The sequence below is a fragment of the Pelomonas lactea genome, from assembly GCF_043555885.1.
Taxonomy (GTDB): Bacteria; Pseudomonadota; Gammaproteobacteria; order Burkholderiales; family Burkholderiaceae_C; genus Pelomonas; species Pelomonas lactea.
In genome coordinates this window covers 503,656-529,327 of record NZ_JBIGHX010000001.1, presented here as the reverse complement: position 1 = coordinate 529,327, position 25,672 = coordinate 503,656, and the positions used below count along the sequence as shown (strand labels likewise).

Below are 25,672 nucleotides of genomic sequence, written 5' to 3'. Positions count from 1 at the left end.
TACCATGCGCCTTCCTGCAGGGAGTGGGAGGGCTCACATGAACAACTTGAGGCTCTGGATGGCCGCCGGCGTGCTGGCGTTGGCGGGTGCGGCGGGCGCGCAGCCACAGGCGGTCGATGCCGACTGGCGCTACGTCATCCAGCCCGGAGACACGCTGATCACGCTGACCGACGCCTGGCTCACGGCGCCGCGCAGCTGGCGCGACCTGCAGAAGCTCAACCGTGTGCCCGACCCGCTGCGCCTGCGGCCCGGCAGCACGCTGCGCATGCCCATCGCCTGGTTGAAGCGCGAGGCCAGCGTCGCCGAAGCCACGTTCGTGCGCGGCGACGTGCAGCGCCAGCGCGGCGCGGCCGCGGAGGCGCTGGCCGCGGGCGCGTCGTTGCAGAGCGGCGATGTCATCCGCACCGGCGCACAGTCCAGCGCATCGGTGCGCTTTGCCGACGGCTCACGGTTGCTGATCCCGCCGCAGAGCGAGGTCGCGCTGGAGCAGTTGATGGTGCTGGGCCGCGGCGCCATTCCCGCCGTGCGGCTGGGCCTGTCCAAAGGCGGCGCCGACAACCGCGTGGCGCCCAACGCGCAGCGCGTGCCGCTGTACGAACTGCGCACGCCGCACGTCAACCTGGGCGTGCGCGGCACCGAGTTCCGCGTGCAGGCGGCCGGTGCGCAAAGCCGTCTGCAGGTGCTCAGCGGCGCCGTCCATGCCGACGGCCTGGGCCCTGACGTCGCCGCCGGCCAGGGCCTGCTGGCCGAGGGCACGGCGCGCAGCGTCGCGCCGCTGCTGCCAGCGCCCGACCTGGGCGCGCTGCCGCGCACCGCCGAGCGGCTGCCGCTGCGCCTGGCCTGGGCCGCGTCGCCGGCCGGTGCCGTCGGCTGGCGCGCCCAGCTGTTTCCGAAGGGCGACTTCGACCGCCTGCTGCTGGACGCCCGTGTCAGCGAGCCCGCCGCAGCCTGGGGCGAGGCGCGCGAGCTGGCCGACGGCGACTACACGCTGCGTGTGCGCGCCATCGACGCCCGCGGCCAGGAAGGCGCGGCCGCCGATGCCGACGTGGCGCTGCAGGCCCGCCCCGAGCCGCCGTTCATCCAGTCGCCGGCGCCGGGCGCCGTCAGCTACAACGGCGCGATGGCGCTGGCCTGGACGCGCAACACCGCCGCGCCTGACGTGCGGCTGCAGATCTCGCGCGACGCCGGCTTCACCGACCTCGTGCTGCAGCCACCGCCCCTCGCCGCGCCAGGCTTCGAGGCGAAGTTGCCCGATGGCGCCTATCACTGGCGCATCGCATCGGTGGAGGCCGGTGGCCGCGCCGGCCCGTTCGGCGATGCGCAGACTTTCGAGATCCAGCCCCCGCCGCCCGCGCCGCCGCCGGCCGAGCCCGACCTCAGCGGCGACCAGCTCAAGCTGCGCTGGCGCGCCGACAAGGGCGTCGCCCGCTACGAGCTGGAATGGAGCAAGACCGAGGCGTTCGACGGCGCCGACGTGCAGCGCCTCTCGACCGACAAGCCCGAGATTGCGATGCCCAAGCCGTCCTGGGGCACCTACTTCCTGCGCGCGCGCAGTGTCAACGCGGCCGGGGCCGCCGGGCCCTGGGGCCAGACGCAGATGATCGAGGTGCCCTACCCGCGCTGGCTGTGGCTGCTGCCGCTGCTGCTCGTGCCCGTGCTTTGAAACGCTGGCCCTGGCTCGCCCTGCCTGCGGCGCTGCTGCTGTGGGCGGTGCTGACCCTGCTCGGCGCGCAGCCGCGCGTGGACCGCGCTTTCGGTGACCTGCTGGTGCGCGTCGCCGCGCCCGCGCCGGGCCCCGCCGGCAGCGTCGTCGTGGACATCGATGACGCCTCGCTGCGCGCGCTGCGCGGCCCGCTGGGCGAGTGGCCGTACTCGCGCGAGGTCTATGTGCTGATGCTGGACTACCTGCGCCAGGCCGGCGCGCGGCTGGTGGTCATGGACATCGTCTTTGCCGGCCCGCGTGACGGCGACGCGCGCTTCGCGTCCGCGCTCGCCGGGGCGCCGCCGGTGGTGCTGGCCGCCGCGGGGCTGGCCGCCAGCCAGCGTGCGGCGCTGGAGCTGGCCCCCATGTCACCGGCCGAGGAGGCCGCGCTGCTGCGCGTGGGCGGCGCGCCGGCCGGCCAGCGCTGGGCCGGCCTGACGATGCCGGCCGACACGCTGCTGGACGCGCTGGCCGCGCGCGGCAGCCTGGGCGTCATCTCGGCCGGCCTGGACGACGACGGCCTGTTGCGCCGCCTGCCGCTGCTGCACCAGGTGCATGGCCGCTCGCTGCCCAGCCTGTCGCTGGCCGCGCGGCTGCGGGCCGATGGTGCGCCGGGTTGGCGATTGGAGGGGGGCGATCTCATCGCCGGCGCGCGACGCTGGCCCGTGGACGAGCAGGCCGGCCTGCGGCTGCGCCTGCCGCCCGGCGGCGGCGAGCTGCCACGCGTCAGCTGGCAGCGGCTGATGCGCGCTGCCCTGGGCGAGTCGGACGACGCCGAGCTGGCGCAGCAGCTGGCCGGCCGCAGCGTCTTCGTCGGCAGCAGCGCCTTCTTTGCCGACGAGGTCATGGTGCCCGAGGGGCGGCTCAGCGGCACGGCGCTGAACGCCGCGCTGTTCGAGGCGCTGGGGGCCGAGCCCGCGCCGCTGTTGCGCGACCGCGGCGCCACAGCCTGGGCGCTGACGGCGCTGCTGCTCGCGCTGGCCACGCTGCCGCTGTGGCTGCGCCACCAGGCGCTGGCGGCCGGGCTGGCGGTGGGCGGCATCGCGCTGGCAGCCTGGGGCGGCGTGCGGTTCGGCGTGCTGCCGCTGGCGGCGCCGGCGCTGTACGCGCTGGTGCTGGCGCTGCTGCTGACGGCCGTGGAGCACGAGCGCCAGACGCGCGCCCGCGAACGCGAGCTGACGCGCGAGCGCGAGCTGGCCGAGGCGCGCAGCCGTGCCAAGACCGAGCTGCTGGCCCAGGTCAGCCACGAGATGCGCACGCCCATGAACGCGGTGCTGGGCTTCTCCGACATCCTGGCCCGCTCGCCGCTGCGGCCGGAGCAGGCGCACCACGTCGAGGTGCTGGGCCACGCCGGCAGGCAGGTGTTCGCCCTCATCAACGACCTGCTGGACAACGCGCGCATCGAGAGCGGTCGGCTGGAGCTGGCCTCGCACCCGTTCAACCTCGTCGACCTGGTCGAGCTGCAGCTGGAGCTGCTGCGTGAGCGTGCGCAGGGCCAGGGGCTGTGGCTGCGCGTGTTCGCGCGCACCGAGGCCACCGGCTGGGTGCTGGGCGATCAGCAGCGCGTCGCGCAGATCGTCACCAACCTCGTCGGCAACGCCATCAAGTTCACGAAGCGGGGCGGTGTCACCGTGGAGCTGTCGCGCGACGACGCAGGGCGGGTGCACATCCGCGTGCAGGACACCGGCATCGGCATCGCGCCGGACCGCCTGGGGCACATCTTCCAGCCTTTCGAGCAGGCCGACGCGTCCATCGCCCGCGAGTTCGGCGGCACGGGCCTGGGGCTGTCCATCACGCGCAGCCTGGCGCGGCTGATGGGCGGCGACGTCGCGGTGCGCAGCACGCCCGGCGAGGGCAGCTGCTTCGATGTGACGCTGGACCTGCCCGATGCCCGCCCGCCGCGCGACGAACTGGCCGATGTGCGCGCCGAGCGCGTCGCGCCGTCGCGGCCGCTGGCGCTGCTGCTGGCCGAGGACAACGACGTCAACGTGCTGGTCATCGAGGGCATGCTGGCGCCGCTGGGCCACCGCATCACACGCGTGCGCGATGGCGCCCAGGCGCTGGCCGCGCTGCGCGAGAGCCGCTTCGATATCGTGCTGATGGACATGCTGATGCCGGTGCTGGACGGCCTGGCCGCCACGCGGCAGTGGCGCGCTGCCGAGGCCGCCGAGGGCCGTCCGCGTACACCCATCGTCGCGCTGACGGCCAATGCCTTCGACACCGACGTGCAGCAGTCGCTCGCCGCCGGCTGCGATGCGCACCTGACCAAGCCGCTCAGCCTGGCGGCACTGCTGCAGGCACTGGCCAAGTACGCAAAGCCCGAGTGATGTACTGGGATGCGGCTTCTGGCTAGAGTCGCCCGCTTCCCACACCCGGAAGGCCCCCCCCCATGATCAACCTGAACGTGAACGGCCGCGCCGTTTCGCTCGACGCCGACCCCGACATGCCCCTGCTCTGGGCCGTGCGCGAGGAGCTGCAGCTCACCGGCAGCAAGTTCGGCTGCGGCGCCGCCCAGTGCGGCGCCTGCACCATGCACGTCGGCGGCAGCCCCGTGCGCGCCTGCATGACCCCCATTTCCAGCGTCCAGGCGCCGGTCACCACCATCGAAGGCCTGGCGGGCGACAAGGTCGGCCAGGCGGTGCAGGCCGCCTGGGTGGCCCACGACGTGGCCCAGTGCGGCTACTGCCAGAGCGGCCAGGTCATGAGCGCCACGGCGCTGCTCAAGGCCAACAAGAAGCCCACCGACGCGCAGATCGACGAAGCCATGGCCGGCAACATCTGCCGCTGCGGCACCTACACCCGCATCCGCGCCGCCATCCATGCGGCCGCGGCGGCCCTGGCCTGAGGAGAACGACATGCTGAACCCACGTCGCATCGACCAGACCCTCACCCAGGCCCGTGGCGGCCTGTCGCGCCGCAGCTTCGTCACCACCACCGTCGGTGGCGCCGTCGGCCTGGCGCTGCTGCCCGGCATCGCCGCCGCGCAGGCGCCCAAGGCCGGCACCAAGCCCACCGAGCAGCCGCTGGCCTTCATCACCATCGCCCGTGACGGCACCACCACCATCCTGTGCAACCGCATGGACATGGGCCAGGGCATCGAGACCGGCCTGGCCATGATCTGCGCCGAGGAGCTGGAGGCCGACTGGAGCAAGGTGCGCACCGGCTTCGGCGACCAGAAGGGCGCCTACGTGGACCCGCTGTTCGGCATGCACCTGACCGGCGGCTCCAACTCGGTGAAGAACAGCTACCAGCAGTACCGCGAGCTGGGCGCACGCACCAAGGCCATGCTGGTGGCCGCCGCTGCCGAAAGCTGGGGCGTGCCGGCGTCGTCGCTGAAGGCCGAGAACGGGGTCATCTCGGGCGGCGGCAAGAGCGCCGGCTACGGCGAGTTCTTCGACGCGGCCATGAAGGGCACGGTGCCCGAGACCGTGACCCTGAAGGACCCGTCGACGTTCAAGCTCATCGGCAAGCCCACCGGCCTGGTCGTCAGCCAGGCCAAGAGCACCGGCACGCAGGCCTACGGCATGGACGTGCAGCTGCCCGGCATGGCGGTGGCCGTCATCCAGCGCCCGCCGGTGTTCAACGGCAAGATCGCCAAGCTCGATGCCACCGAGGCGCTGAAGGTCAAGGGCGTGAAGGCCGTGCTGCCGGTGCCGCTGGACCGCGGCGGCCAGGGCGTGGCGGTGGTCGCCAGCGGCTACTGGGCCGCCAAGAAGGGCCGCGACGCGCTGAAGGTGGACTGGGACTTGGAGCGCGTCGGCAAGCCCGACACCGCGGCGCTGACCAAGCAGTACCTGGCGCTGGCCAAGACCGCTGGCACGCCGGCGCCCAAGCCCGAGTTCCAGGCCGACGTGAGCGCCTGGAGCAAGGCGCCGAAGAAGATCACGGCCGACTTCGTCTTCCCCTACCTGAACCACGCGCAGATGGAGCCGCTGGCCTGCACGGTGGACCTGAAGGCCGACCGCTGCGACGTCTATTTCGCGTCGCAGATGCCGGGCCTGGACGCGATGGCGCTGGCCAAGGCCGTGGGCCTCAAGCCCGAGCAGGTGCAGATCCACGTGCAGATGGCCGGCGGCGGCTTCGGCCGGCGCGCGACGCCCGCGAGCGAATGGCCGCGCGAGGCGGCCGCCGTCGCGGTGGCCCTGCAGCAGGCCGGCAAGCCCATGCCGGTGAAGGTGATCTGGAGCCGCGAGGACGACGTCAAGGCCGGCTACTACCGGCCCATGACCGTGCACCGCGCCGAGATCGGCTTCGACGCCAAGGGCAACATCGCCGGCTGGCAGCACCGCATCGTCAGCCAGAGCATCCTGAAGGGCTCGCCGCTGGAGGGCTTCGGCTACCAGAAGGGCGTGGACGGCACGACCACCGAGGGCATGCGCGAACCCTACGAGTTCCCGATGAACCTCAGCGTGCACCACCCGGACGTCAACGTGCCGGTGCTGTGGTGGCGCTCGGTCGGCTCCACGCACACAGCCTACGTGATGGAGACGCTGATCGACGAGATCGCGTTCGCCACCAAGCAGGACCCGGTGGCCTACCGGCTCAAGCTGATGGAAGGCAACGCCAAGGCCGGGCGCCACCGCCTGGCGCTGCAGGCGGCCGTCGACAAGAGCGGCTACGGCAAGCGCAAGCTGAAGGCCGGGCATGCCTGGGGCGTGGCGGTGCACGAGAGCTTCGAGTCGGTCGTCGCCTACGTCGTCGTCGCCAGCATGAAGGGCAAGGACCGCCAGCCGGTGCTGCAGGAAGTGCACGCCGGCGTGCACTGCAACCTCTGCGTGAACCCCAAGGCCGTGGAGACGCAGGTGCAGGGCGCCGCCATCATGGCGCTGGGCACGACGATGCCGACGCACCGCGTGACGTTCAAGGACGGCGTCGTGGAGCAGAACAACTTCTACGACATGGCCATGCCGCGCATCACCGACGCGCCGGCGGTGATGACCGTCAGCATCGTGCCCAGCCAGGACCCGCCCAAGGGCATGGGCGAGCCGGGCCTGCCGCCGCTGGCGCCGGCGCTCGCCAACGCCGTGGCCCGGCTGACCGGCCAGCGCCAGCGGGAGCTGCCGTTCCGCTTCTCGTGAACGCCAGGGCCGGGGCGCAGCCCCCGGCCGGCAGCCTGCCCTGCGGCGGCGCGATCATCAGCGGCACGAGTGCCTATCCTGCGGGCTCACTGGGCGGGCCCGCGGCGGCCACTTCGTGGCCCTCTCGTCCCTGCGGCAGCAGAGTTCGCGCAGCAGCGCTGCGGCCCGCAGGCCGGGTGGCGGCATCGTGATGCCGTCGCCGCAGACGAGCTCCTGCTTGTCGGCCTGCGGCCGGCCGTCGCCAACTGGCCGTGGCGCTCAGGGCGCCGGCGGGTAGCCGGCCTGGGTCAGCGCGGCGGCCAGCGTCTCGCGCGGCAGGGTGCTGTCGACGTCTGCGGTCTTGCGGTCGCGGTCGATGGCGATGCGGGCGTGGGCGTCCACCGCCTGCAGGGCTTCGGTGATGGCCGCAACGCAGTGGCCGCAGCTCATGTCGGGCAGTGTGAAGTGATGCATGCAGTCATCCTAGCGGCGGCGCAATAACGGTTTGTTACTGCCTTGTACAAATGGATGTCGTTCACCTGGGGGATGGCAGGGCCCGGATGCGGGGTGAGGCGTCCCAGACACGAGGGACTTTGGGGGGCGGCAACCCCTGGCACCCCTGCGGGGGAACCCTAGCATGCGCGGCTTTTCGGGGCCACAAGCCCCGCGTGTCTGCACAGGAGTACCGACGATGACGATGAACAAGCGCTGCCTCGGCGCAGCAGCAGCGGCCGTGCTGGCCCTGCTGAGCGCCTGCGGAGGCGGAGACAGCAGCGGCCCGACGGCCATGGTGGCCACGGCCGACACGATGTCGCTGGGCACCGGCCAGAGCGCCTCGGCGCTGGCCAACGACACCGTGGGCGGCGCGGCCGCCCGCGTGGGCACCGGTGGCAACGCGACCATCGCCTTCACCGGCACGCTGCCGGCGGGCGTCAGCGTCACCGACGGCGTCGTGGCCGTGGCCCGCGGCGCGGTGCCGGGCAGCTACACGCTGAACTACCAGCTCTGCGAGGCGGCCTCGCCCAGCAACTGCAGCGCCGCCGCCGTCACGCTGACCGTGCCCAAGCCGCCGATCACGGCCGGTGCGGACACCGTCACGCTGGGGGCCGGCGAGAGCGCCTCCGTGCTGGCCAATGACCAGCTCGACGGCATCGCCGCCGCCGGCGCCACCGTCACGGCCAGCACCACCGGCACCTGGCCGGCCGGGGTCACGCTCGGCGCGGACGGCCAGCTGCAGGTCGGCGCGACCGCCGCGGCCGGCGCGTCCACGCTGGGCTACCGCATCTGCCAGACCGCGTCGCCCACCAACTGCGCCGACGGCAGCGTGAACCTCAGCGTCGTCGTGCGCGTGGCCGTCAGCGGCCGCGTGCTGGACGGCCTGACTGGCGCCGCGCTGCCCGGCATTGCCGTCACGCTGGGCGCCCGCACGGCCACCACCGACGCGCAGGGCGCGTTCAGCCTCGCCGGCGTGTCGCCGGCGGCGCGCGCGGTCGTCAACTTCACCGGCACGGGCTACGGCGAAAGCACCCGCATCGTCGCCGTGGGTGACAACGGCGCCAGCGGCGTGCTGGCGCGCCTGGTGCCGGTCACCGCGTCGGCCACCCTGGACGCCGCTACCGGCGGCACGGTCTCCAACACGGCCGGCACGGCCCGCGTCGTGCTGGCTGCGGCCAGCCTGGCCAAGGCCGACGGCAGCGTGCTGACCGGCAACGCGACCGTCCGCATCACCGCCATCGACCCGTCGCTGGACTCCAGCCTCATGCCCGGCGACTACACGGCGATGAGCGGCGGCAACCCGGTGTCCATCGAGAGCTACGGTGCCTTGGGCGTGCAGATCACCGACGCCGCCGGCGCCGCGGCCAACCTGCGCACCGGCCAGACGGCCACCATCCGCATCCCGCTGGCCACGCGCGACGCCAACCCGCCGGCCACCATCCCGCTGTTCCACTTCGACACGGCCAGCGGCCGCTGGGCGCAGGAGGGCAGCGCCACGCTGCAGGGCACGGGCGCCAACCGCTACTACGAGGGCACGGTGTCGCACTTCAGCACCTGGAACGCCGACCGCATCAGCGAGACGGTGTGGGTCAACGGCTGCGTCAGCAACGATGCTGGCGCCCGCGTGGCCGGCGCCAGCATCACCAGCGACGGCATCGACTACAGCGGCACCAGCAGTGCGCTGACCGACGCCAACGGCGCCTTCCGCATTGCCGTGCGCGCCAACAGCCTGGCCACGCTGATCGCGTTCAAGAGCCCGCTGCTGAGCAACACGGTGCGCGTGACCAGCGGCAGCGGCGAGCTGACGCTGACCGACTGCCTGGTGCTGGCCGCCAACGCCAACGGCGTGTCCATCAAGCTGACCTGGGGCGCCAACCCGCGCGACCTGGACAGCCACCTGTGGACGCCCAGCGGTGCCCACGTCTACTACAGCAGCAAGGGCCAGCTCGCCGCCGCGCCGTTCGCCAACCTGGACGTGGACGACACCAGCAGCTTCGGCCCCGAGGTCGTCACGCTGACCAAGCTGATGGTGGGCACCTACAAGTACGCGGTGCGCAACTACAGCGGCTACGGCAGCGGCCCCATTGCCGCCAGCGGCGCGCGTGTGGAACTCATCCTGCCGGGCGGCCGCACCGAGCTGTTCGTGCCGCCGGCTACCGGCGAGACCGCGCAGACCGACTACTGGACGCTGTTCGACCTGACCGTCGACGCCCAGTGCAACGTGACGCTGACGCGCACCGAGGCCTACACCGGCACCACGCCCACGGTGCCCACGGCCACGCCGGTCTACTGCTCGCGCAGCTGACCCGGCTCGCCCCGCGCGCGCCCGGCGTGCGCGGGGCGCTGGCATGATCGCCGCTCCACCGGCTGGAGCGGTTGCCCATGAAGATCATTGCCCTCAGCGGCGCGCTGCGCCGCGCCTCCTACAACACGGCGTTGCTGCGCGCCGCCGCGTCGATGGCGCCGGCCGGCGTCAGCATCGAGCTGCGCATGCTGCACGGCATCCCGCTGTACGACGGCGATGTCGAGGCCGAGGGCATGCCGCCCGCCGTGACCGAGCTGCGCGAAGCCATCCGCGCCGCCGACGCGCTGCTGATCGGCACCCCCGAGTACAACAACTCCATCCCCGGCGTGCTGAAGAACGGGCTGGACTGGCTGTCCCGCCCCAGCGGCGAGGGCGGCAAGCTGTTCGGCGGCAAGCCCACCGCACTCGTCGGCGCGACGCCCGGCGGCTTCGGCACCGTGCAGTCGCAGGACGCGCTGCTGTCCGTGCTGCGCGCCTTCGGCAACGACTTCTGGATGGGCGGGCGGCTGATGGTGTCCAAGGCCGGCGCGGTGTTCGATGCCGACGGCCGGCTCATTGACGACAAGGTGCGCGCGCAGCTGCAGCAGTTCGTCGAGGGGTTCGTCGGCTTCGTGCAGAAGAGGTCGGCGTGAGCGCCGTGTTCGTTGAGCGCATCACCAGCCACGTCGGCGACGTCGGCGGCCTGCCCATCCAGCGTGCGCTGCCCAACAAGGGCCGCCGCGTCATCGGCGCCTGGTGCTTTGCCGATCACGCCGGCCCGGCCACGACGGTCAGGCGCATGAACGTCGGCCCGCATCCGCACACGGGGCTGTCCACGTTCAGCTGGATGATCGAGGGCGAGATCCTGCACCGCGACAGCCTGGGCTCCGAGCAGGTGCTGCGCGCCGGCCAGGTGAACCTGATGACGGCGGGCCACGGCATCTCGCACAGCGAGGAGTCGCTGACCGACCGCATCCATCTCGCGCAGCTGTGGATCGCGCTGCCCGACGCCGAGCGCGAGCGCGCCCCCAGCTTCCAGCACTTCCCCGACCTGCCGCGCTGCGCGGTGGGCGGCTTCGACGGCACCTTGCTGGTCGGCGAACTGGACGGCCAGCGCTCGCCGGTGCCCAGCTTCACGCCGCTGCTGGGCGTGGACCTCGCGGCCGACGGCCCGGCCGACGCGGTCATCGCGCTGCAGCCCGGCTTCGAGCACGGGCTGATGCTGCTGGAAGGCGAGGTCGAGATCGCGCCGGCCGGCCATGACGCCGTCGAGACCGTCGCGCCGGGCACGTTGCTCTACATCGCACCGGGCTGCGCGTCCGTCGAGCTGCGCTGCACGTCGGCCACGCGACTGCTGCTGCTGGGCGGCGAGCCCTGGGCCACGCCGCCCCTGCTGTGGTGGAACTTCGTCGGCCGCGAGCCGGCGGAGATGCAGACCTGGGCCGAGGACTGGGCGCGCGAGGATGGTGGGCGCTTCGGCACCGTGACCGGCTATGTCGGGCCGCGCATTGCGGTGCCGCCGGTGCCAGCGCTCAGGAAGCCCTGACGGGTCTCACCAGAAGCTGCAGCGGTACTCGGCCCAGGAGGGCGTGGGGCGCTCGAGCAACTGGTAGCCCTTGCCGTCATGGCGGTACGTGAGCTGGCTGCGCTGCGGCGTGGGATCGAAGGGGGCGCCCTCCGCGCCATCGAGCGCTAGCGTCGCGGTGACGAGCAGATCATTCCAGCCTGCGGCGGCGCGGGGGCCGATGGCCAGGGTCATCGTGACGTCGCTCCAGATCGCGCCTGAGTGCCGGTAACTGATGGCGCCCACCTGGGCCTGCTTGACGCGCATCGGCTGGCAGAAAACCGGCTTCAGCCGGCGGCCTTCGGGCACCATTAGCATGAGCTCGTCACCCCACCAAGCGTCGGCGGCGCCGGACGGGCGCGCATCGTTGCGAAAGCGCAGTCCCAGCGCGCGCACGCCGGGCGCCACGACGTAGTTGGCGGTGTCGATCACCAGGCCGCCCTCGGCTACCCGGGTGGCGGCGTCTTCGCCCACCGTGAACCGGCGGCCCCGCAGCACCCGGTGGGTGCGCGCATCCAGTAAGGCCACCACTCCCGGCAAGTCCCAGTTGCGCCGGACCGCGTCGGGCTCCTGCACACGGAAGGCCATGACAGCCGCTACCACGCTGCCGGCCGAGGGCGGCCACGGTTTGCAATGCGCGGCGACGACTGCTCCTTCGAGGGGAGGCTTGGCGTCGAAGGAGCGCAGCGCCTCCTCGATCGCCGGGTCGCAGCCGCCGGTGCCCTGCGCGCGAGCGAGTGTGCTGAGCAGCGCCAGTGCCAGCAGCCCGGCCCGCTTCATCCCGCCCTCGCGCTCTTCACCAGAGCCTCGATCCGCGGCGTCGTGTTCACCGCCACCAGCTCCACCTGCGGATTCGCCTTGGCGAACACGCGGAACAGCTCGTCCGTGAAGCCGTGCCCCACGTCGGTCACGCCGTCAAAGTCGATCTCGGCGCGCTTGAACGTCGTCAGCCGTGAGCCCACGCGGCGGGCCGCTGCGCGCGAATCCAGCGCCTGGCCCTCGGTCGTCAGCAGGCGCAGCTGCACGCGGGTCTGGTCGAACTCGATGCCGTCGCCGCCGAGGCTCCACGCGTTCATCACGCCGTCCAGCGTGCGCGTCGTGTTCAGCGCGATGGCCATGTAGATGCTGCTGCCCTGGCGCGGCAGCGCGCGGCCCTTTTTCCAGCCGGCGCTTTCCCAGGCGCGGCGCTGGTAAGCCGTGTTGTTGGCGTGGATGTCGAACACGTCGGCCAGCTGGCTGCTGAAGAACAGGCCCCGGCCGGTGTGCGCGTCGGGCGCGCTGGTCAGGCGCCCCTTGCTGAGCTCCAGCATCGCGTGCTGCGGGTCCTCCAGCTGGAAGGCGGTGCAGATCTTGTCGAACACGCCCACGCCGTCGTCGCTGACCAGCAGCTGCACATGCGTGGGCGTCTGCCGCAGCGACACGGTGACGCTGCTGCCGCCGGAATGATCGGCCGCGTTGTTGACCAGCTCCGTGAAGCCGTGCTGCACCATGCGTTCGACGTGTTTCGGCAGTGCGAAGTGCGGCGCGAAGTCGCGCTGCCAGGGCAGGTCCTCCTGCAGGCCGTGCAGCGTGTAGGAGCGCGCCACCTGGCGCAGTGCGCCGGGGCCGTACACCGGGCGGCGGCGGCTGCCCGAGCGCGTCAGCCAGCCGGCGTCCACCAGGCGCTTCAGCGCGGCCATCGCGGCGCGGTGGCTGGCGCCGGTGCGCTCCTCGATGTGGGCCGCCAGGTCCAGCGCGTGTTCGCCGGCGGCGGCGGTGATCCAGTTGGTCAGGTGGTCGAACACCAGTCTTGTCATTCGCGCATTGTGCTGACTACTCCTATCCGTGGGGGTGGGGCATGCCCGCGCCTCCATAGAATCCCCAACCAGTTACGGCGCGGTTACCAACTACGGTGGGTGCCGCAGTCGGCCCAGATTTCTCAACTCCCCCGGGGAATTCCCATGCCTCTCGTCTCCATGCGCCAGTTGCTGGACCACGCCGCTGAAAACGGCTACGGCATCCCAGCCTTCAACGTCAACAACCTGGAGCAGGTGCAGGCCGTGATGTCGGCGGCCGACGAAGTCGGTGCGCCGGTCATCCTGCAAGCCTCCGCCGGCGCCCGCAAGTACGCGGGCGAGCCCTTCATCAAGCACCTCATCCAGGCCGCGGCCGAGATGTACCCGCACATCCCGCTGGTCATGCACCAGGACCACGGCACCAGCCCCAAGGTCTGCGCCGGCGCCATCGATCTGGGCTTCGGCTCCGTGATGATGGACGGCTCGCTGATGGAAGACGGCAAGACGCCGTCGTCCTTCGAATACAACATGGAAGTGACCCGCAAGGTCGTCGAGATGGCGCACGCGGTCGGCGTGACCGTCGAGGGTGAGCTGGGCTGCCTGGGCAACCTCGAGACCGGCGATGCCGGCGAGGAAGACGGCATCGGCGCCGTCGGCAAGCTCGACCACTCCCAGATGCTGACCGACCCCGAGGAGGCCGCCACCTTCGTGAAGGCCACGCAGCTGGACGCGCTGGCCATCGCCATCGGCACCAGCCACGGCGCCTACAAGTTCAGCCGCAAGCCCACGGGCGACATCCTGGCCATCGGCCGCGTGAAGGAAATCCACGCGCGCATCCCCAACACCCACCTCGTCATGCACGGCTCGTCCAGCGTGCCGCAGGAGCTGCTGGCCATCATCAACCAGTACGGCGGCAAGATGAAGGAGACCTTCGGCGTGCCGGTCGAGGAGATCCAGGAAGCCATCAAGCACGGCGTGCGCAAGATCAACATCGACACCGACATCCGCCTCGCGATGACCGGCGCGGTGCGCAAGTTCATGGCCGAGAACCCCGACAAGTTCGACGCCCGCGAATGGCTCAAGCCCGCCCGCGAGGCGGCCAAGGCCATCGCCAAGCAGCGCTACATGGAATTCGGCTGCGAAGGCCAGGCCGCCAAGATCAAGGGCCGCACGTTGGTCGACATCGCCGCCGCCTACGCGCGCGGCGAGCTGGCGCAAAAAGTCCAGTGAGGGGCGCAGTGACTGCCCGTCACTGCTTCACCTACGGCTCGCTGATGTGGGCCGACATCATGGGCCGCGTCTGCGGCCATGAGGTCGCCGGCGAGCCCGCCTCGCTGGCCGGTCACCGCCGCCACCCGGTGCGCGGCCAGGACTACCCCGGCCTGCGCCCGGCCGCCGGCGCCACAGTGCCCGGCGTGCTGTACCGCGACGTCACGGAGGCCGCCTGGGCGCGGCTGGATGTGTTCGAGGGCGAGGAGTACGAGCGTGTCGACGTCGTCGTCGCGCTGGCCGATGGCCGCACGCTGCCGGCCCAGGTCTACCGCTTCCGCGACGCGTTCTCGCCGCGGCTGCTGCCGGGCGACTGGGACGCCGACGCCTTCGCCCGCGAAGGGCGGGCACGCTTCATCGCCCGCTACGCCGGCTTCGACGCCGTCGCGCCGCGCTGAGGGCCGCAACCGCGGTCGGCGGGGCGGCACCTAAAATCGCCGCCATGCCTCAAGCCCTCTACGAATCCAGCCTCACGTCCCTCCCCCTGCTCGGCCGCGGCAAGGTGCGGGAGAACTACGCCGTCGGCGAGGACCGCATCCTGATGGTCGCCAGCGACCGCCTGTCGGCCTTCGACGTCATCATGGGCGAACCCATTCCCGGCAAGGGCGCGCTGCTGACGAAGATGGCGCTGTTCTGGTTCGACAAGCTCGACGGCATCGTCCCCCACCACCTGACCGGCGAGGACCCGCTGTCCGTCGTCACCGGCGCCGAGCGCGAGCAGATCCGCGACCGCGCGATGCTGGTCAAGCGGCTGAAGCCGCTGCCCATCGAGGCCGTCGTGCGTGGCTACCTCGCCGGCAGCGGCTGGGCCGAATACCAGAAGACGCAGAGTGTCTGCGGCGTCGCGCTGCCCGCCGGCCTGCGCAACGCCGACAAGCTCCCCGCGCCCATCTTCACGCCCGCCACCAAGGCCGAGATGGGCGACCACGACGAGAACATCTCGTTCGAGCAGGCCGCGACCATCATCGGCACCGAGCTGGCCACACGCGTGCGCGACATCTCCATCCAGCTCTACCAGCGCGCCGCCGACTTCGCGCTGACCAAGGGCATCATCATTGCCGACACCAAGTTCGAGTTCGGCCTGGACGCCGACGGCACGCTCACGCTGATGGACGAGGTGCTGACGCCCGATTCTTCGCGCTACTGGCCCGTCGAGAGCTACGCGCCCGGCAGCAACCCGCCCAGCTACGACAAGCAGTTCGTGCGCGACTGGCTGGAGCAGGCCACGGTGGACGGCCAGCCCTGGGGCAAGGTGGCGCCCGCGCCGGCGCTGCCGGCCAGCGTCATCGCCAAGACCGTCGAGAAGTACGAAGAAGCGCTGCAGCGGCTGACGGCATGAGCGCAGCGCCGGGCCGCCCCAAGCAAGCTCGCTCCCGCTCGGCGGGACAGGCCGCAGGCCGAAGGGTGCGTCAATGAGCGCAGCGGGGCCGGTCAAGCTGCGCAGCCGGCTGGCCCAGCGGCTGGACGGCGAGATCGCCGCCGTCGCCGCGATGCCGGCGCGCTGCGCGGTGCTGCAGGCCCAGCGCGCCATCCTGTGGCTGCGCCATGGCCGCGAGGCCGAGGCCCGCGAGGAGCTGAACCGGCTGCAGGCCCGCGCGCTGGCACAGCCGCGCATCGAGCTGGCCGCATGGCTGCACCTCGCGGAGGGGCTGGCGGCGTACTTCACGGCCTTTGGCGGCGGGGCCCGCGAGCGCGTGCGCCGCGCCCAGGTCATGGCTTCGGCTGCCGGGCTGAAGAGCCTGCAGGTGCTGGCCGACGCCTGGCTGGCCCAGATGGCGTTTGTCGACCGCGACATCGATCGCCTCGTCACTCACGCGACCGCCGCGCTGGCGGCGCCCGACCATGCCGCCGCCTGCCGCGTCGCGTCGGCGCTGGGCATGGCCTGGGACCTGGCCAGCGATGAGGCCACCGCATCTGCCTGGTACGCCTTCGGCCGCCGCGCGGCCAGCGCCGACGGCGACGATGCCGGCCTCGCGGCGCTGTTTTACAACCAGATGCAAATGCGCGCCGTGCGCATCCGCCATGCCGCACTGGCCGGCGAGCCCGGCGAGGCGCCGGCCGTGCTGCTGGGCGTGGACTCCATCGGCCACTTCGACGACGCCGTGGGCGGCTCCGCCCGCGCCGACCTCACGCCGCTGCTGCGCGCGCAGCTGCTCACCGTGCAGGGCGACTTCGCCGCCGCCGCCGTGCTGCTGGAGGCTCACCTGCCCGAGGCCGTTGCCACCGGCCTGGCGCGCGTGGGCGGCAGCCTGCTGGCCGACCTGGCCTGGTGCTGGGCCAACACCGGCGAGGCACTGCGCGCCCGCGCGCTGGCCGACCAGGCCGCGCTGGAAGTGCAGGCCGAAGACCCGCGCCATTGCGACCTCGACGAACGCGCCGCGCTGCACGCCCGGCTGGCGCAGGTGTACGCGCGGCTGCGCGACGACGCGCTGGCGGCCCGCCACGGCGACGCCGCCCAGGCTGCCTGGGCCGACGATGCCGCCCAGCGCCGCCTGTGGGCCGACCGCCTCGCATCCGCCGGGCTGGGGACGCCGCCGCGCTGAACGCGGCGAAGTGCCGCGCTTGCCCGGGTTTTCGGGCTGTTGCGCCCCAGCGGCTGCGTTACCCTCGCGCGCCATGACCGTTTCCGCCGACGACGCCATCAACGCCCTGCCGCCCGGCACCCGCTTCGGCGAGCTGGAGGTGCTGGGCACCCTCGGCGTGGGCGGCTTCGGCATCGTCTATCTGGCGCGCGACCATGCGCTGGAGCGCGAGATCGCGATCAAGGAGTACATGCCCAGCCAGTTCGCGCAGCGTGACGGCCGCTCGCAGGTCTCCGTGCGTTCCATCTCCATGCGCGAGACCTTCGAGCTGGGCCGGCGCAGCTTCGTCAACGAAGCGCGGCTGCTGGCCCGCTTCGACCACCCGTCGCTGCTCAAGGTCTACCGCTTCTGGGAAGCCAACGGCACTGCCTACATGGCCATGCCGCGGCTGGTGGGCCAGAACCTGCGCGAGCAGCGCAAGGCACTGCCCACGCCGCCGCCCGAGGCCTGGGTGCGGCGCGTGTTCGACGCGGTGCTCAGCGGCCTGGAGACGCTGCATGCCCAGCAGGTCTGGCATCGCGACGTGGCGCCCGACAACATCTTCCTGCCGGCCGACGGTGGCCCGCCCATCCTGCTGGACTTCGGCGCCGCGCGGCAGGCCATCGGCGACCGCACGCAGGTCTTCACCGCCATCCTCAAGCCCAGCTTCGCGCCCATCGAGCAGTACGCGGAGGCCACCAGCCTGAAGCAGGGGCCGTGGACCGATTTCTACGCGCTGGCCGCCGTCATGCACGAGTTGCTGACCGGCCACCCGCCGCCGCCGTGCACCGCCCGCGCGATGGGCGACGAGCTGGCGCCGCTGGCCATCGAGGGGTATTCGAGCGGCTTCCTCGCCGCGCTGGACTGGGCGCTGCGCGTGCCGCCGCACCAGCGGCCGCAGAGCGCCGCCGCCTGGCGCGAGGTGCTGGACGGCCGCGCGCCAGTGCCGCCACCGCAGGCCGCTGCGCCGCGCCCGGCTCCGCCGCGGCCCGCACCCGCCCAGCCGGCCGGCAAGCTCGATATTGAATTCGCCGACACCGTGCAGGCGCTGCCCGAAGACCTGTTGCAGGCCACCGTGGTGCCGCCAGCGGCCCCGGCCCGCGGCCGTCGGCCCCTGCTGCTGGCGGGTGCCGGCGTGGCGGCCCTGTTGCTGCTGGGGCTGTTCGTCGTGCAGTTGCGCGGCAACATGGCCCGGCAGGCGCCGCCGGTGGTGGATGCCGCCGCTTCGGCCGCGTCCGCGCCGGCCAGCACCGTGCAACCCGGGCTCGCCGCGTCCATGCCGGACAGCGTGGCCGGTGTGGCGGACGCGGCGTCCGCCGCCGCGCCACTGCCGGTGACGCGCGTGGCCACCGTATCCCTCGGCGGCGCTGCGGCGGCGTCGGCCCCTTTGCCGGCTGCGCTCAAACCCATCATCACCGAGAAGGCGGGCGATTTCCGCCCCGTGCCGCGCAGCCCGGTCTTTGCGGCGCCGGAGCCGGCAGCGTCCGCGGTGGCCACGCCGGTGCAGGCCGTGCCGGCGTCCACCGCCGCCGCGCCGGAGCCACGCACGGCCGCCGAAGCCTGTGGTGGCCGCGTGCTGCTGGCGCGCGCCTGGTGCATCGACCGGCAGTGCGAGAAACCGCAGTTCCGCAACGATGCCGAGTGCGTGAAGCTGCGTGAGCTGCGTGCCAACAACGGTGGCGTTCCTTGAAGCCCCTCGCCCCGTGCTGCCGCGCTGAGCGCGGGCCGGCTTGGGGCGGCCCGGCGCGGTCCGCGCGGGTTTAGAACAACGCCATCGACAGCTTGCGGCGGTAGCTGTCGATCAGCGGGTCGCTCTGCACGACGGCGGCCTTGCCAGCCAGCTCCAGCGTGCCGCTCTTGGCTTCGGCCGCAGCCTTCGGGGCCGGCTTCGTCAGCAGCTCCAGGATGGCCACGTAGGCCTTGCGCGCCGCCTCGCCATTCCAGGCCTTGTCGCGCATGATGATTTCCAGCAGCTCGTCCATGGCCTCGGTGAAGCGCTGGCCGGCCAGGTGGGTCTGCGCCAGCGTGAAGCGGGCGTCGAAGTCGCGCTTGTTGGCCGTGATGGCGGCTTGCAGTGCGGCCGGGGCGGCGCCGGCGCTGGCCTCGAAGGCCGTCAGCCACGTGGCCAGCGCAGCCAGCCGGGGCGACGGCACCAGCGTGTCGGCCGCCTTGGCCGCCACCGGCGCGAATGCGGCGCGGGCGTCTTCCAGCAGGCCCAGCTCCAGCAGCGCCTTCACGTAGTCGAAGCGGGCGGCGTCGTTGGCCGGATCGGTCTGCACCGCGTGGGCCAGCTTGGTCAGCGCGCTTTCCAGGTCGCCGTCGGCCAGCAGGGCTTGCGCCTCGGCCACGTCGGCTTCGGCCTCCAGCTCCTCGCCGGCGGGCACGTGCTTGTCGAGGAACTCGCGGATCTGTGCCTCGGGGATGGCGCCGACGAAGCCGTCCACCGGCTGGCCGCCGGCGAACATCACGCAGAACGGGATGGAGCGCACGCCGAACATCTGGCTCAGCTGCGTGGCGATCTCGGGCACCTCGTCGCTGTTCAGCTTGGCCAGCGTGAAGCGGCCGGCGTAGGCCGTCTCCAGCTTCTCCAGGATGGGGCCCAGCGTGCGGCACGGGCCGCACCACGGCGCCCAGATGTCCAGCAGCACCGGGCGCTGCTGTGAGGCGACGATGAGTTCGGCTTCGAAGTTCTGGAGGGTGATGTCGATCATGGTCGGAGGGAGTTGAGGCCCCGGCTTCTACAATTCAAGGCTTTTCTGGCCCTCGGAGTGCGTCTTGTCCATCTCAGCCCCCACGAACCCTGACGCCGTCATCGGCATCGTCATGGGCTCCAGCAGCGACTGGGAAACGATGAAGCTGGCGGCCGAGATTCTGACCGAGTTCGGTGTCGGCTTCGAGGCGCGGGTCGTGTCGGCCCACCGCATGCCCGACGAGATGTTTGCCTACGCCGAGGCCGCCGGCGGCCGGGGCTTGCGCGCCATCATCGCCGGCGCCGGCGGCGCGGCCCACCTGCCGGGCATGCTGGCCGCCAAGACGACGGTGCCGGTGCTGGGCGTGCCGGTGGCCAGCCGCCACCTGCAGGGCGTGGACTCGCTGCACTCCATCGTGCAGATGCCCAAGGGCATCCCGGTCGCCACCTTCGCCATCGGCACGGCCGGCGCGGCCAATGCGGCGCTGTTCGCCGTGGCCATGCTGGCGACGGGCGACGCAGCGCTGCTGGCCAAGCTCAATGCCTTCCGCGCGAAGCAGACCGCGGCGGCGCAGGCCATGACCGAGGAACTCCGCTGATGACCCCGCTGCTCCCCGGCACCGCGACGCTGGGCGTCCTGGGTGGCGGCCAGTTGGGCCGCATGTTCGTGCACGCCGCCCAGGCGCTGGGCTACCGCTGCATCGTGCTGGACCCGGATGCCATCAGCCCCGCCGGCGCGGTGGCGGAGAAGCACATCCAGGCCGACTACCTCGATCACCTCGGCCTGGCCCAGCTGGCGCGCGACTGCGACGCCATCACCACCGAGTTCGAGAACGTGCCCGCGCTGGCGCTGGAGACGCTGGCCGGCATGCGCACGGTGGCGCCGGCCGCAGCCTGCGTGGCCGTGTGCCAGGACCGCGCGGTCGAGAAGGCGCACTTCGAGGCGGCGGGGGTGCCGTGCGCGCCGCATGCCGTCATCACCAACGACATCGAGCTTGCGGCTGTAGACCCCGCGCTGCTGCCCGGCATCCTCAAGACCAGCCGCATGGGCTACGACGGCAAGGGCCAGGTGCGCGTGAGCACGGCCGCCGAGCTGGCCGCCGCCTGGAGTGATCTGAAGCGCGTGCCCTGCGTGCTGGAGCAGTTGCTGCCCCTGAAGGCCGAGCTCAGCGTGCTGGTGGCGCGCGGCGCCGATGGCCAACTGGTGAACTACCCGGTGCAGCAGAACCTGCACCGCGGCGGCATCCTGGCCGTCACCGAGGTGCCGGCGCCCGCCGTGCCGGCCGACGTGCAGCGGCAGGCCGTGGCCGCCGCCCGCCAGGTGGCCGAGGCGCTGGGCTATGTCGGCGTGCTGTGCATCGAGTTCTTCTGGCTGGAAGACGGCCGCCTGGTCGTCAACGAGATGGCGCCGCGCCCGCACAACTCCGGCCACTGGACGATGAACGGCGCCAGCGTGTCGCAGTTCGAGCTGCAGGTGCGCGCGCTGGCCGGCCTGCCGCTGCCCGAGCCGCGCCAGCACTCGGCGTCCGTCATGCTGAACCTGCTGGGAGACCTGTGGTTCAGCGACGAGGGCGGCCCGACGCCGCCCGCCTGGGACCGCGTGCTGGCCTTGCCGGGCACCCACCTGCACCTGTACGGCAAGGCCGAGGCGCGCCATGGCCGCAAGATGGGCCACCTGAACATCACGGCCGCGACGGCCGAGGCGGCGCACCTGATTGCGCTGGAGGCCGCCCTCATCCTCGGCCTGCCGACCGACTTCTGATGCTGCAGCCCGGCACCGACCCCGCCGCCGTCGAGGCCGCCGCGCGCCGCCTGGCCGATGGCGAGCTGCTGGGCCTGCCGACCGAGACGGTCTACGGCCTGGCCGCGCGGGCCGACCGCGACGAGGCCGTGGCCAAGATCTTCGCCGCCAAGGGGCGGCCCAGCGATCACCCGCTCATCGTCCACGTGCTGGACGCCGCCGGCGCCGAGCCGTTTGCCGGCCGCCTGCCCGACACCGCCCGCCGGCTGATGGATGCGTTTTGGCCCGGGCCGCTGACGGTCATCGTGCCGCGCGCGCCCGGCATGGCCGAGGCTGCAGCCGGCCGGCAGGCCACGGTGGCGCTGCGCTCGCCGGCCCACCCGGTGGCCCGTGCCGTGCTGGCTGCGGCCCGCGAGCTGGGCGTGCTGGGCGTGGCGGCGCCCAGCGCCAACCGCTTCGGCCGCGTCAGCCCGACGCTGGCGGCCCATGTCGTCGAGGAATTCGGCCCCGCGCTGATGGTGCTGGACGGCGGCGCCTGCGAGGTGGGCATCGAGTCCAGCATCGTCGACTGCAGCCGTGAGCGGCCGGCGCTGCTGCGCCCCGGCCTGCTGAGCCGCGCCCGCATCGAGGCCGCGCTGGGCCAGCTGCTGGCCGAGCCCGATGCCGCCGCGCCCAAGGCCTCGGGCACGCTGGCCGCCCACTACGCGCCTGCCGCCCGCGTGCGGCTGCTGGACGCCGCGAGTCTTTCTTTACGTCTGGCGGCCGCGACCGCCAGCGGGAGCCTGGAAGGGGTGGCGGTATATTCACGCGCCCAGTTGCCGGCCTGGCTCTGGCGAGCCCAGCCGTCCGACCCGGCGGCCGCGGCGCACGAGTTGTTTGCGGTGCTGCGGGCGCTGGACGCGGCCGGCGCCCGGGAGATCTGGGTCGAAGCGCCCCCGCGCGAGCCGGCCTGGGATGGCGTCCGTGACCGGCTCAGCCGGGCCGCCGCCGCCTTCACCGATTGAGTTTTGTCCCTGAGTTCATCGTCATGCACCGAGTTGTCTCCCAGAAATTGAAGCGCGGCCTGACCCTGGCCGCGGTGGCGGCTGCGGCGCTGATCGCCGGCTGCGGCGGCGGGGGCACCTCGCAGATCGACCCTTTCGTGCCGACACGCATCATTGCCTTCGGCGACGAGAGCGGCACCATCCTGCAGAGCGGCAAGAAGTACGGCATCAACGCGCTGAACACGGACACCAAGCAGGTCGAGTGCTCGCTTAACGCGGTCTGGACGCAGCAACTGGCCGCCGGGTTCGGCTTCGTCTACCAGCAGTGCAACACCAGCTTCGTCGCGCTGCCGCAGGGCGTCATGTACGCCGCCGCCGGCAACAAGGTGGCGGACGTGCGCGACAAGATCGACCAGCATCTCTCCAACGACCGCTTCGGCCCCAAGGACCTGGTGGCCATCATGGTGGGCGTGAACGACATCGTGGAGCTGTACAAGCAGTTCCCGGCGGTCAGCCGCGAGTCGCTGCTGGGCGAAGCCAAGGCCCGCGGCAAGCTGCTGGCCGAGCAGGCCAACCGCATCGCCAACGCCAACGGCCGCGTGCTGGTGGCCACCATCTTCGAAGTGGGTCAGACGCCCTTCGGCCTGAAGGAGCGCGAGCAGCAGACCGACATCGACCGCGCCCTGTTCCTGGACGAGCTGAGCACTGCGTTCAACACGGCCATGCGGCTGAACCTGCTGAACGATGGCCGGCTGGTGGGCCTGGTGCTGGTGGACGAGACCATCCAGCGCTTCGTGCGGTTCCCGTCTCTGGGCGGCTTCACGAACGTGACGGAGGCCGCCTGCCGCACCGACGTGGCGCCGCAGGACTGCACGATCGAGACGCTGAAGCCCGACGCCTCGGACCGCAGCTGGCTGTGGGCCGGCGACACGCTGCTGGGGCCGGCTGCACAGCAGCAGATCGGCAACCTGGCGCTGTCGCGCGCCAAGAACAACCCGTTCTGACGGTGCGCGGCCCGGGCGGCGTCAGGCGCCCGGCGTGCGCAGCTCGCGGCGCAGGATCTTGCCGACGTTGCTCTTGGGCAGCTCGTCGCGGAACTCGATGAACCTGGGCCGCTTGTAGGCCGTCATCTGCTGGGCGCAGTAGCTGGCCAGGTCTTCCTCGGCCAGCGCCGGGTCGCTCTTGACGACGAACAGCTTGACCGCCTCGCCGGACTTGGCGTCCGGCACGCCGACGGCGGCGCACTCCAGCACGCCGGGGTGCATGTTGACGACCTGCTCGATCTCGGTCGGGTACACGTTGAAGCCGCTGACGAGGATCATGTCCTTCTTGCGGTCGACGATGCGCACATAGCCGCGCTCGTCCATGATGCCGATGTCGCCGCTCTTGAAGAAGCCGTCGTCGTACATGACGTTGGCGGTCTCGTCCGGGCGGCGCCAGTAGCCAGCCATGACCTGCGGGCCGCGGATGCAGATCTCGCCGCGCTCGCCCAGGGGCAGGTCTTGCCCGTCGTCGTCGCGGATGGTGATCTCGGTGCCCGAGATGGGCAGGCCGATGCTGCCGTTGAAGGCGCGCTGGTCCAGCGGGTTGATCGTGGCGGCCGGGGACGTTTCGGACAGGCCGTAGCCCTCGACGACCGGGCAGCCGGTGACCTTGAGCCACTTCTCGGCCGTGGCCTGCTGCACGGCCATGCCGCCGCCGTTGGAGATGGTCAGCTCGGAGAAGTCCAGCCGCGCGAACGCAGGCTCGTTGGCCAGCGCGTTGAAAAGCGTGTTGACGGCCGGGAAGATGTGAACCTTGTGGCCGCGCAGCGTCTCGATGAAGCCGGGGATGTCGCGCGGGTTGGGCACCAGGATGTTCAGGTGGCCCATGCGCGCGCCGAGCATGAAGCAGGCCGTCAGCGCGTAGATGTGATACAGCGGCAGTGCGCAGACGTTGGTGAACTGCACGTCGCCGTTGTCGTAGCCGGGCACCGTGGACAGCATGGGCTGGAACCAGGCCTCCACCTGCAGGATGTTGGCGACGATGTTCCGGTGCAGCAGCGTGGCGCCCTTGGACACCCCGGTGGTGCCGCCGGTGTACTGCAGGAAGGCGACGTCATCAGGCCCCAGCTCGGGCTTCTTCAGGTGCAGGCGGTCGCCGTGGTTGAGCGCCTCGTTGAAGCGCACGACGGTGCGGCCATCACCGACGGGCAGGCGGAACTCCGGCACCATCTTCTTCAGATGACGCACGGCGAAGTTGATCAGCGGGCCCTTCCACCAGCTCAGCAGGTCGCCCATCGACGCCAGCACGACGTGGTGCACGTCGGTGGCATTGATGACCTCGGCCAGCGTGTGCGCGAAGTTCTCCAGCACGATGATGGCGCGCGCGCCGGAGTCCTTGAGCTGGTGCTCCAGCTCGCGCGGCGTGTACAGCGGGTTCACGTTCACGACGACGAAGCCCGCGCGCAGGATGCCCGCAATGGCCACGCCGTACTGCAGCACGTTGGGCATCATGATGGCGACGCGGTCACCCTGCTTGAGGCCCTGCGCCTGCAGCCACGCGCCCAGCTGCACCGACAGCCGGTCCATCTCGGCGAAGCTCATGCGCTGGCCCATGCAGACGGCCGCGTCGCGGCGCGCGTGCTGGCGGAAGGCCTCGTTGAGCAGCTCCACCAGCGAGCGGTAGGCGCCCGTGTCGACCTGCGACGGCACGCCCGGCGGGTAGCTCGCCAGCCAGGGCTTGTCGCGGGATGTCACCTGGGTGACGTCGGCAAGAACGGCGGTCATTCGAGGCCCCTTCGCATGCTCTGCGTGCTTTGCGTGAAGCCGCTGATGGTGGGACTGCCAGTTACATCAAGCTAGGGGAGTTGCCCTAGGACGGACGTATCGGCTTGAAAGAGGCCGCGTGCCAATGTGTCTTCGCGCTGTCGCACAGTGGACAGGAATTCGCCCGCGCCCCGCATCGCGCGGAAGGTGTCGAAGCCGCTTTCGAGGAAGTTCTGCAGTGCGCCCAGGCCCGCCATCTGCGCGGGGCCGCGCATCAGCCGCAGCGACTGGCGCAGCAGCGGCTTGCGGGTCAGCCTGTCCAGCGACTGGCCGACGGCCATCGTCAGCTCGATCTGTTGCTGGCGCGCGCCGGGGTCGCCGCAGGCGCGCCAGGCGATGGCGTATTCCTCGGCCGTGACGTGGGGCGACATCAGGTGCTCGGCCATGCGCGTGTCCAGCCGTTCCGACAACGCATGCAGCCGCGCGAGCCGGGCCACGGTGTCCACCACCTCGTCGGGGAACAGCCGCGTCAGCGTCGGGATGACGCGGGCGAACTGCGCGTCGCGCTGGCGGTAATCGTCCGGGCCGTACAGCTCTTGCAGGAAGAAGCGCGTGGCGGCCTCGTAGCGTGGCGTGCCGAGCAGGTCGGCATAGGTATGCGCGAAGCGGCGCTGCTGGTAGGTCTTGACGGCCTGCACGCGTGCGTCGAGCCCGGGGTCGGCGGCACGCCGTGCGCGCTCGGCGTCAACGGCGCGCAGCTCCTTCAGCAGTGATTCGGCACTGAGGTCATCCATGAGGCCGCCTC

At 71.9% G+C, this 25,672-nt stretch carries 22 protein-coding genes; 16 read left to right on the top strand and 6 right to left on the bottom strand.

Going from position 1 to position 25,672, the window contains the following annotated elements; genetic code table 11:
* The first annotated feature begins 37 nt into the window (after window positions 1–37).
* From ACG04Q_RS02285 to ACG04Q_RS02270, 4 genes are all read left to right on the top strand, one after another.
* Entirely contained in the window at window positions 38–1,663 is a 1,626-nt protein-coding gene (locus tag ACG04Q_RS02285) for a FecR domain-containing protein (protein WP_394509194.1), read from the top strand.
* Window positions 1,660–4,029, top strand: a complete 2,370-nt coding sequence (locus ACG04Q_RS02280; protein ID WP_394509193.1) for a hybrid sensor histidine kinase/response regulator — start codon at window positions 1,660–1,662, stop codon at window positions 4,027–4,029. The genes ACG04Q_RS02285 and ACG04Q_RS02280 overlap by 4 nt, the downstream gene beginning before the upstream one ends.
* A gap of 62 nt (window positions 4,030–4,091) precedes the next feature.
* Entirely contained in the window at window positions 4,092–4,547 is a 456-nt protein-coding gene (locus tag ACG04Q_RS02275; RefSeq protein ID WP_394509192.1) for a (2Fe-2S)-binding protein, read from the top strand.
* Window positions 4,548–4,557: 10 nt separating this feature from the next.
* Entirely contained in the window at window positions 4,558–6,780 is a 2,223-nt protein-coding gene (locus ACG04Q_RS02270) for a xanthine dehydrogenase family protein molybdopterin-binding subunit (RefSeq protein WP_394509191.1), read from the top strand.
* A gap of 258 nt (window positions 6,781–7,038) precedes the next feature.
* Here the strand turns inward: ACG04Q_RS02270 and ACG04Q_RS02265 are convergent, their stop codons facing one another.
* A complete protein-coding gene (locus tag ACG04Q_RS02265; RefSeq protein ID WP_394509189.1) occupies window positions 7,039–7,233 on the bottom strand; it encodes a heavy-metal-associated domain-containing protein in 195 nt (64 codons plus the stop codon).
* Between the two features lie 217 nt (window positions 7,234–7,450).
* On the opposite strand from ACG04Q_RS02265, the gene ACG04Q_RS02260 reads away from it, so the two are divergent.
* The 3 genes from ACG04Q_RS02260 to ACG04Q_RS02250 all read left to right on the top strand — a co-directional run bounded on the left by ACG04Q_RS02260 (window position 7,451) and on the right by ACG04Q_RS02250 (window position 11,084).
* A complete protein-coding gene (locus ACG04Q_RS02260) occupies window positions 7,451–9,559 on the top strand; it encodes a carboxypeptidase regulatory-like domain-containing protein (RefSeq protein WP_394509188.1) in 2,109 nt (702 codons plus the stop codon).
* A gap of 77 nt (window positions 9,560–9,636) precedes the next feature.
* Window positions 9,637–10,191 carry an NADPH-dependent FMN reductase gene (locus tag ACG04Q_RS02255; protein WP_394509187.1) on the top strand — a complete coding sequence of 185 codons (555 nt, stop codon included), beginning with the start codon at window positions 9,637–9,639 and terminating at the stop codon, window positions 10,189–10,191.
* Window positions 10,188–11,084 carry a pirin family protein gene (locus tag ACG04Q_RS02250; RefSeq protein WP_394509186.1) on the top strand — a complete coding sequence of 299 codons (897 nt, stop codon included), beginning with the start codon at window positions 10,188–10,190 and terminating at the stop codon, window positions 11,082–11,084. The genes ACG04Q_RS02255 and ACG04Q_RS02250 overlap by 4 nt, the downstream gene beginning before the upstream one ends.
* A gap of 6 nt (window positions 11,085–11,090) precedes the next feature.
* Here ACG04Q_RS02250 and ACG04Q_RS02245 read toward each other — a convergent pair whose 3' ends face one another.
* Entirely contained in the window at window positions 11,091–11,882 is a 792-nt protein-coding gene (locus ACG04Q_RS02245) for a PA3715 family protein (protein ID WP_394509185.1), read from the bottom strand.
* Window positions 11,879–12,898, bottom strand: coding sequence for an ATP-binding protein (locus ACG04Q_RS02240; RefSeq protein WP_394509184.1), 1,020 nt, complete (start codon window positions 12,896–12,898; stop codon window positions 11,879–11,881). Before ACG04Q_RS02240 ends, ACG04Q_RS02245 begins: the two co-directional genes overlap by 4 nt.
* 144 nt (window positions 12,899–13,042) lie before the next feature.
* On the opposite strand from ACG04Q_RS02240, the gene fba reads away from it, so the two are divergent.
* The 5 genes from fba (at window position 13,043) to ACG04Q_RS02215 (ending at window position 18,397) form a co-directional block, all read left to right on the top strand.
* The gene (gene fba, locus ACG04Q_RS02235; protein WP_394509183.1) at window positions 13,043–14,107 is read left to right on the top strand and encodes a class II fructose-bisphosphate aldolase; all 1,065 of its coding nucleotides are present in this window, start codon (window positions 13,043–13,045) and stop codon (window positions 14,105–14,107) included.
* Between the two features lie 8 nt (window positions 14,108–14,115).
* Window positions 14,116–14,544 (top strand): gamma-glutamylcyclotransferase family protein, encoded by a 429-nt coding sequence (locus tag ACG04Q_RS02230; protein ID WP_394509182.1) that lies wholly within the window; start codon window positions 14,116–14,118, stop codon window positions 14,542–14,544.
* A gap of 44 nt (window positions 14,545–14,588) precedes the next feature.
* Window positions 14,589–15,485, top strand: coding sequence for a phosphoribosylaminoimidazolesuccinocarboxamide synthase (locus ACG04Q_RS02225; protein WP_394509181.1), 897 nt, complete (start codon window positions 14,589–14,591; stop codon window positions 15,483–15,485).
* Window positions 15,486–15,558: 73 nt separating this feature from the next.
* On the top strand, window positions 15,559–16,689 hold the full coding sequence (locus ACG04Q_RS02220; RefSeq protein WP_394509180.1) for a hypothetical protein: 1,131 nt from the start codon (window positions 15,559–15,561) through the stop codon (window positions 16,687–16,689).
* 73 nt (window positions 16,690–16,762) lie between these two features.
* A complete protein-coding gene (locus tag ACG04Q_RS02215; RefSeq protein WP_394509179.1) occupies window positions 16,763–18,397 on the top strand; it encodes a serine/threonine protein kinase in 1,635 nt (544 codons plus the stop codon).
* Window positions 18,398–18,467: 70 nt separating this feature from the next.
* On the opposite strand, the gene ACG04Q_RS02210 is transcribed toward ACG04Q_RS02215, so the two are convergent.
* The gene (locus ACG04Q_RS02210) at window positions 18,468–19,418 is read right to left on the bottom strand and encodes a tetratricopeptide repeat protein (protein WP_394509178.1); all 951 of its coding nucleotides are present in this window, start codon (window positions 19,416–19,418) and stop codon (window positions 18,468–18,470) included.
* 112 nt (window positions 19,419–19,530) lie between these two features.
* On the opposite strand from ACG04Q_RS02210, the gene purE reads away from it, so the two are divergent.
* The 4 genes from purE to ACG04Q_RS02190 are packed head-to-tail and all read left to right on the top strand — an operon-like array spanning window position 19,531 to window position 23,124.
* The gene (purE, locus tag ACG04Q_RS02205; protein ID WP_394509667.1) at window positions 19,531–19,995 is read left to right on the top strand and encodes a 5-(carboxyamino)imidazole ribonucleotide mutase; all 465 of its coding nucleotides are present in this window, start codon (window positions 19,531–19,533) and stop codon (window positions 19,993–19,995) included.
* Window positions 19,995–21,158 carry a 5-(carboxyamino)imidazole ribonucleotide synthase gene (locus ACG04Q_RS02200; RefSeq protein ID WP_394509177.1) on the top strand — a complete coding sequence of 388 codons (1,164 nt, stop codon included), beginning with the start codon at window positions 19,995–19,997 and terminating at the stop codon, window positions 21,156–21,158. The genes purE and ACG04Q_RS02200 overlap by 1 nt, the downstream gene beginning before the upstream one ends.
* The gene (locus tag ACG04Q_RS02195) at window positions 21,158–22,141 is read left to right on the top strand and encodes an L-threonylcarbamoyladenylate synthase (protein WP_394509175.1); all 984 of its coding nucleotides are present in this window, start codon (window positions 21,158–21,160) and stop codon (window positions 22,139–22,141) included. Before ACG04Q_RS02200 ends, ACG04Q_RS02195 begins: the two co-directional genes overlap by 1 nt.
* Window positions 22,138–23,124, top strand: coding sequence for an SGNH/GDSL hydrolase family protein (locus ACG04Q_RS02190; RefSeq protein WP_394509174.1), 987 nt, complete (start codon window positions 22,138–22,140; stop codon window positions 23,122–23,124). Before ACG04Q_RS02195 ends, ACG04Q_RS02190 begins: the two co-directional genes overlap by 4 nt.
* Before the next feature lie 21 nt (window positions 23,125–23,145).
* Here the strand turns inward: ACG04Q_RS02190 and ACG04Q_RS02185 are convergent, their stop codons facing one another.
* A complete protein-coding gene (locus tag ACG04Q_RS02185; protein WP_394509173.1) occupies window positions 23,146–24,888 on the bottom strand; it encodes a long-chain-fatty-acid--CoA ligase in 1,743 nt (580 codons plus the stop codon).
* 71 nt (window positions 24,889–24,959) lie between these two features.
* Window positions 24,960–25,661 (bottom strand): DUF8198 family protein, encoded by a 702-nt coding sequence (locus tag ACG04Q_RS02180; protein ID WP_394509172.1) that lies wholly within the window; start codon window positions 25,659–25,661, stop codon window positions 24,960–24,962.
* Between the last annotated feature and the right edge of the window lie 11 nt (window positions 25,662–25,672).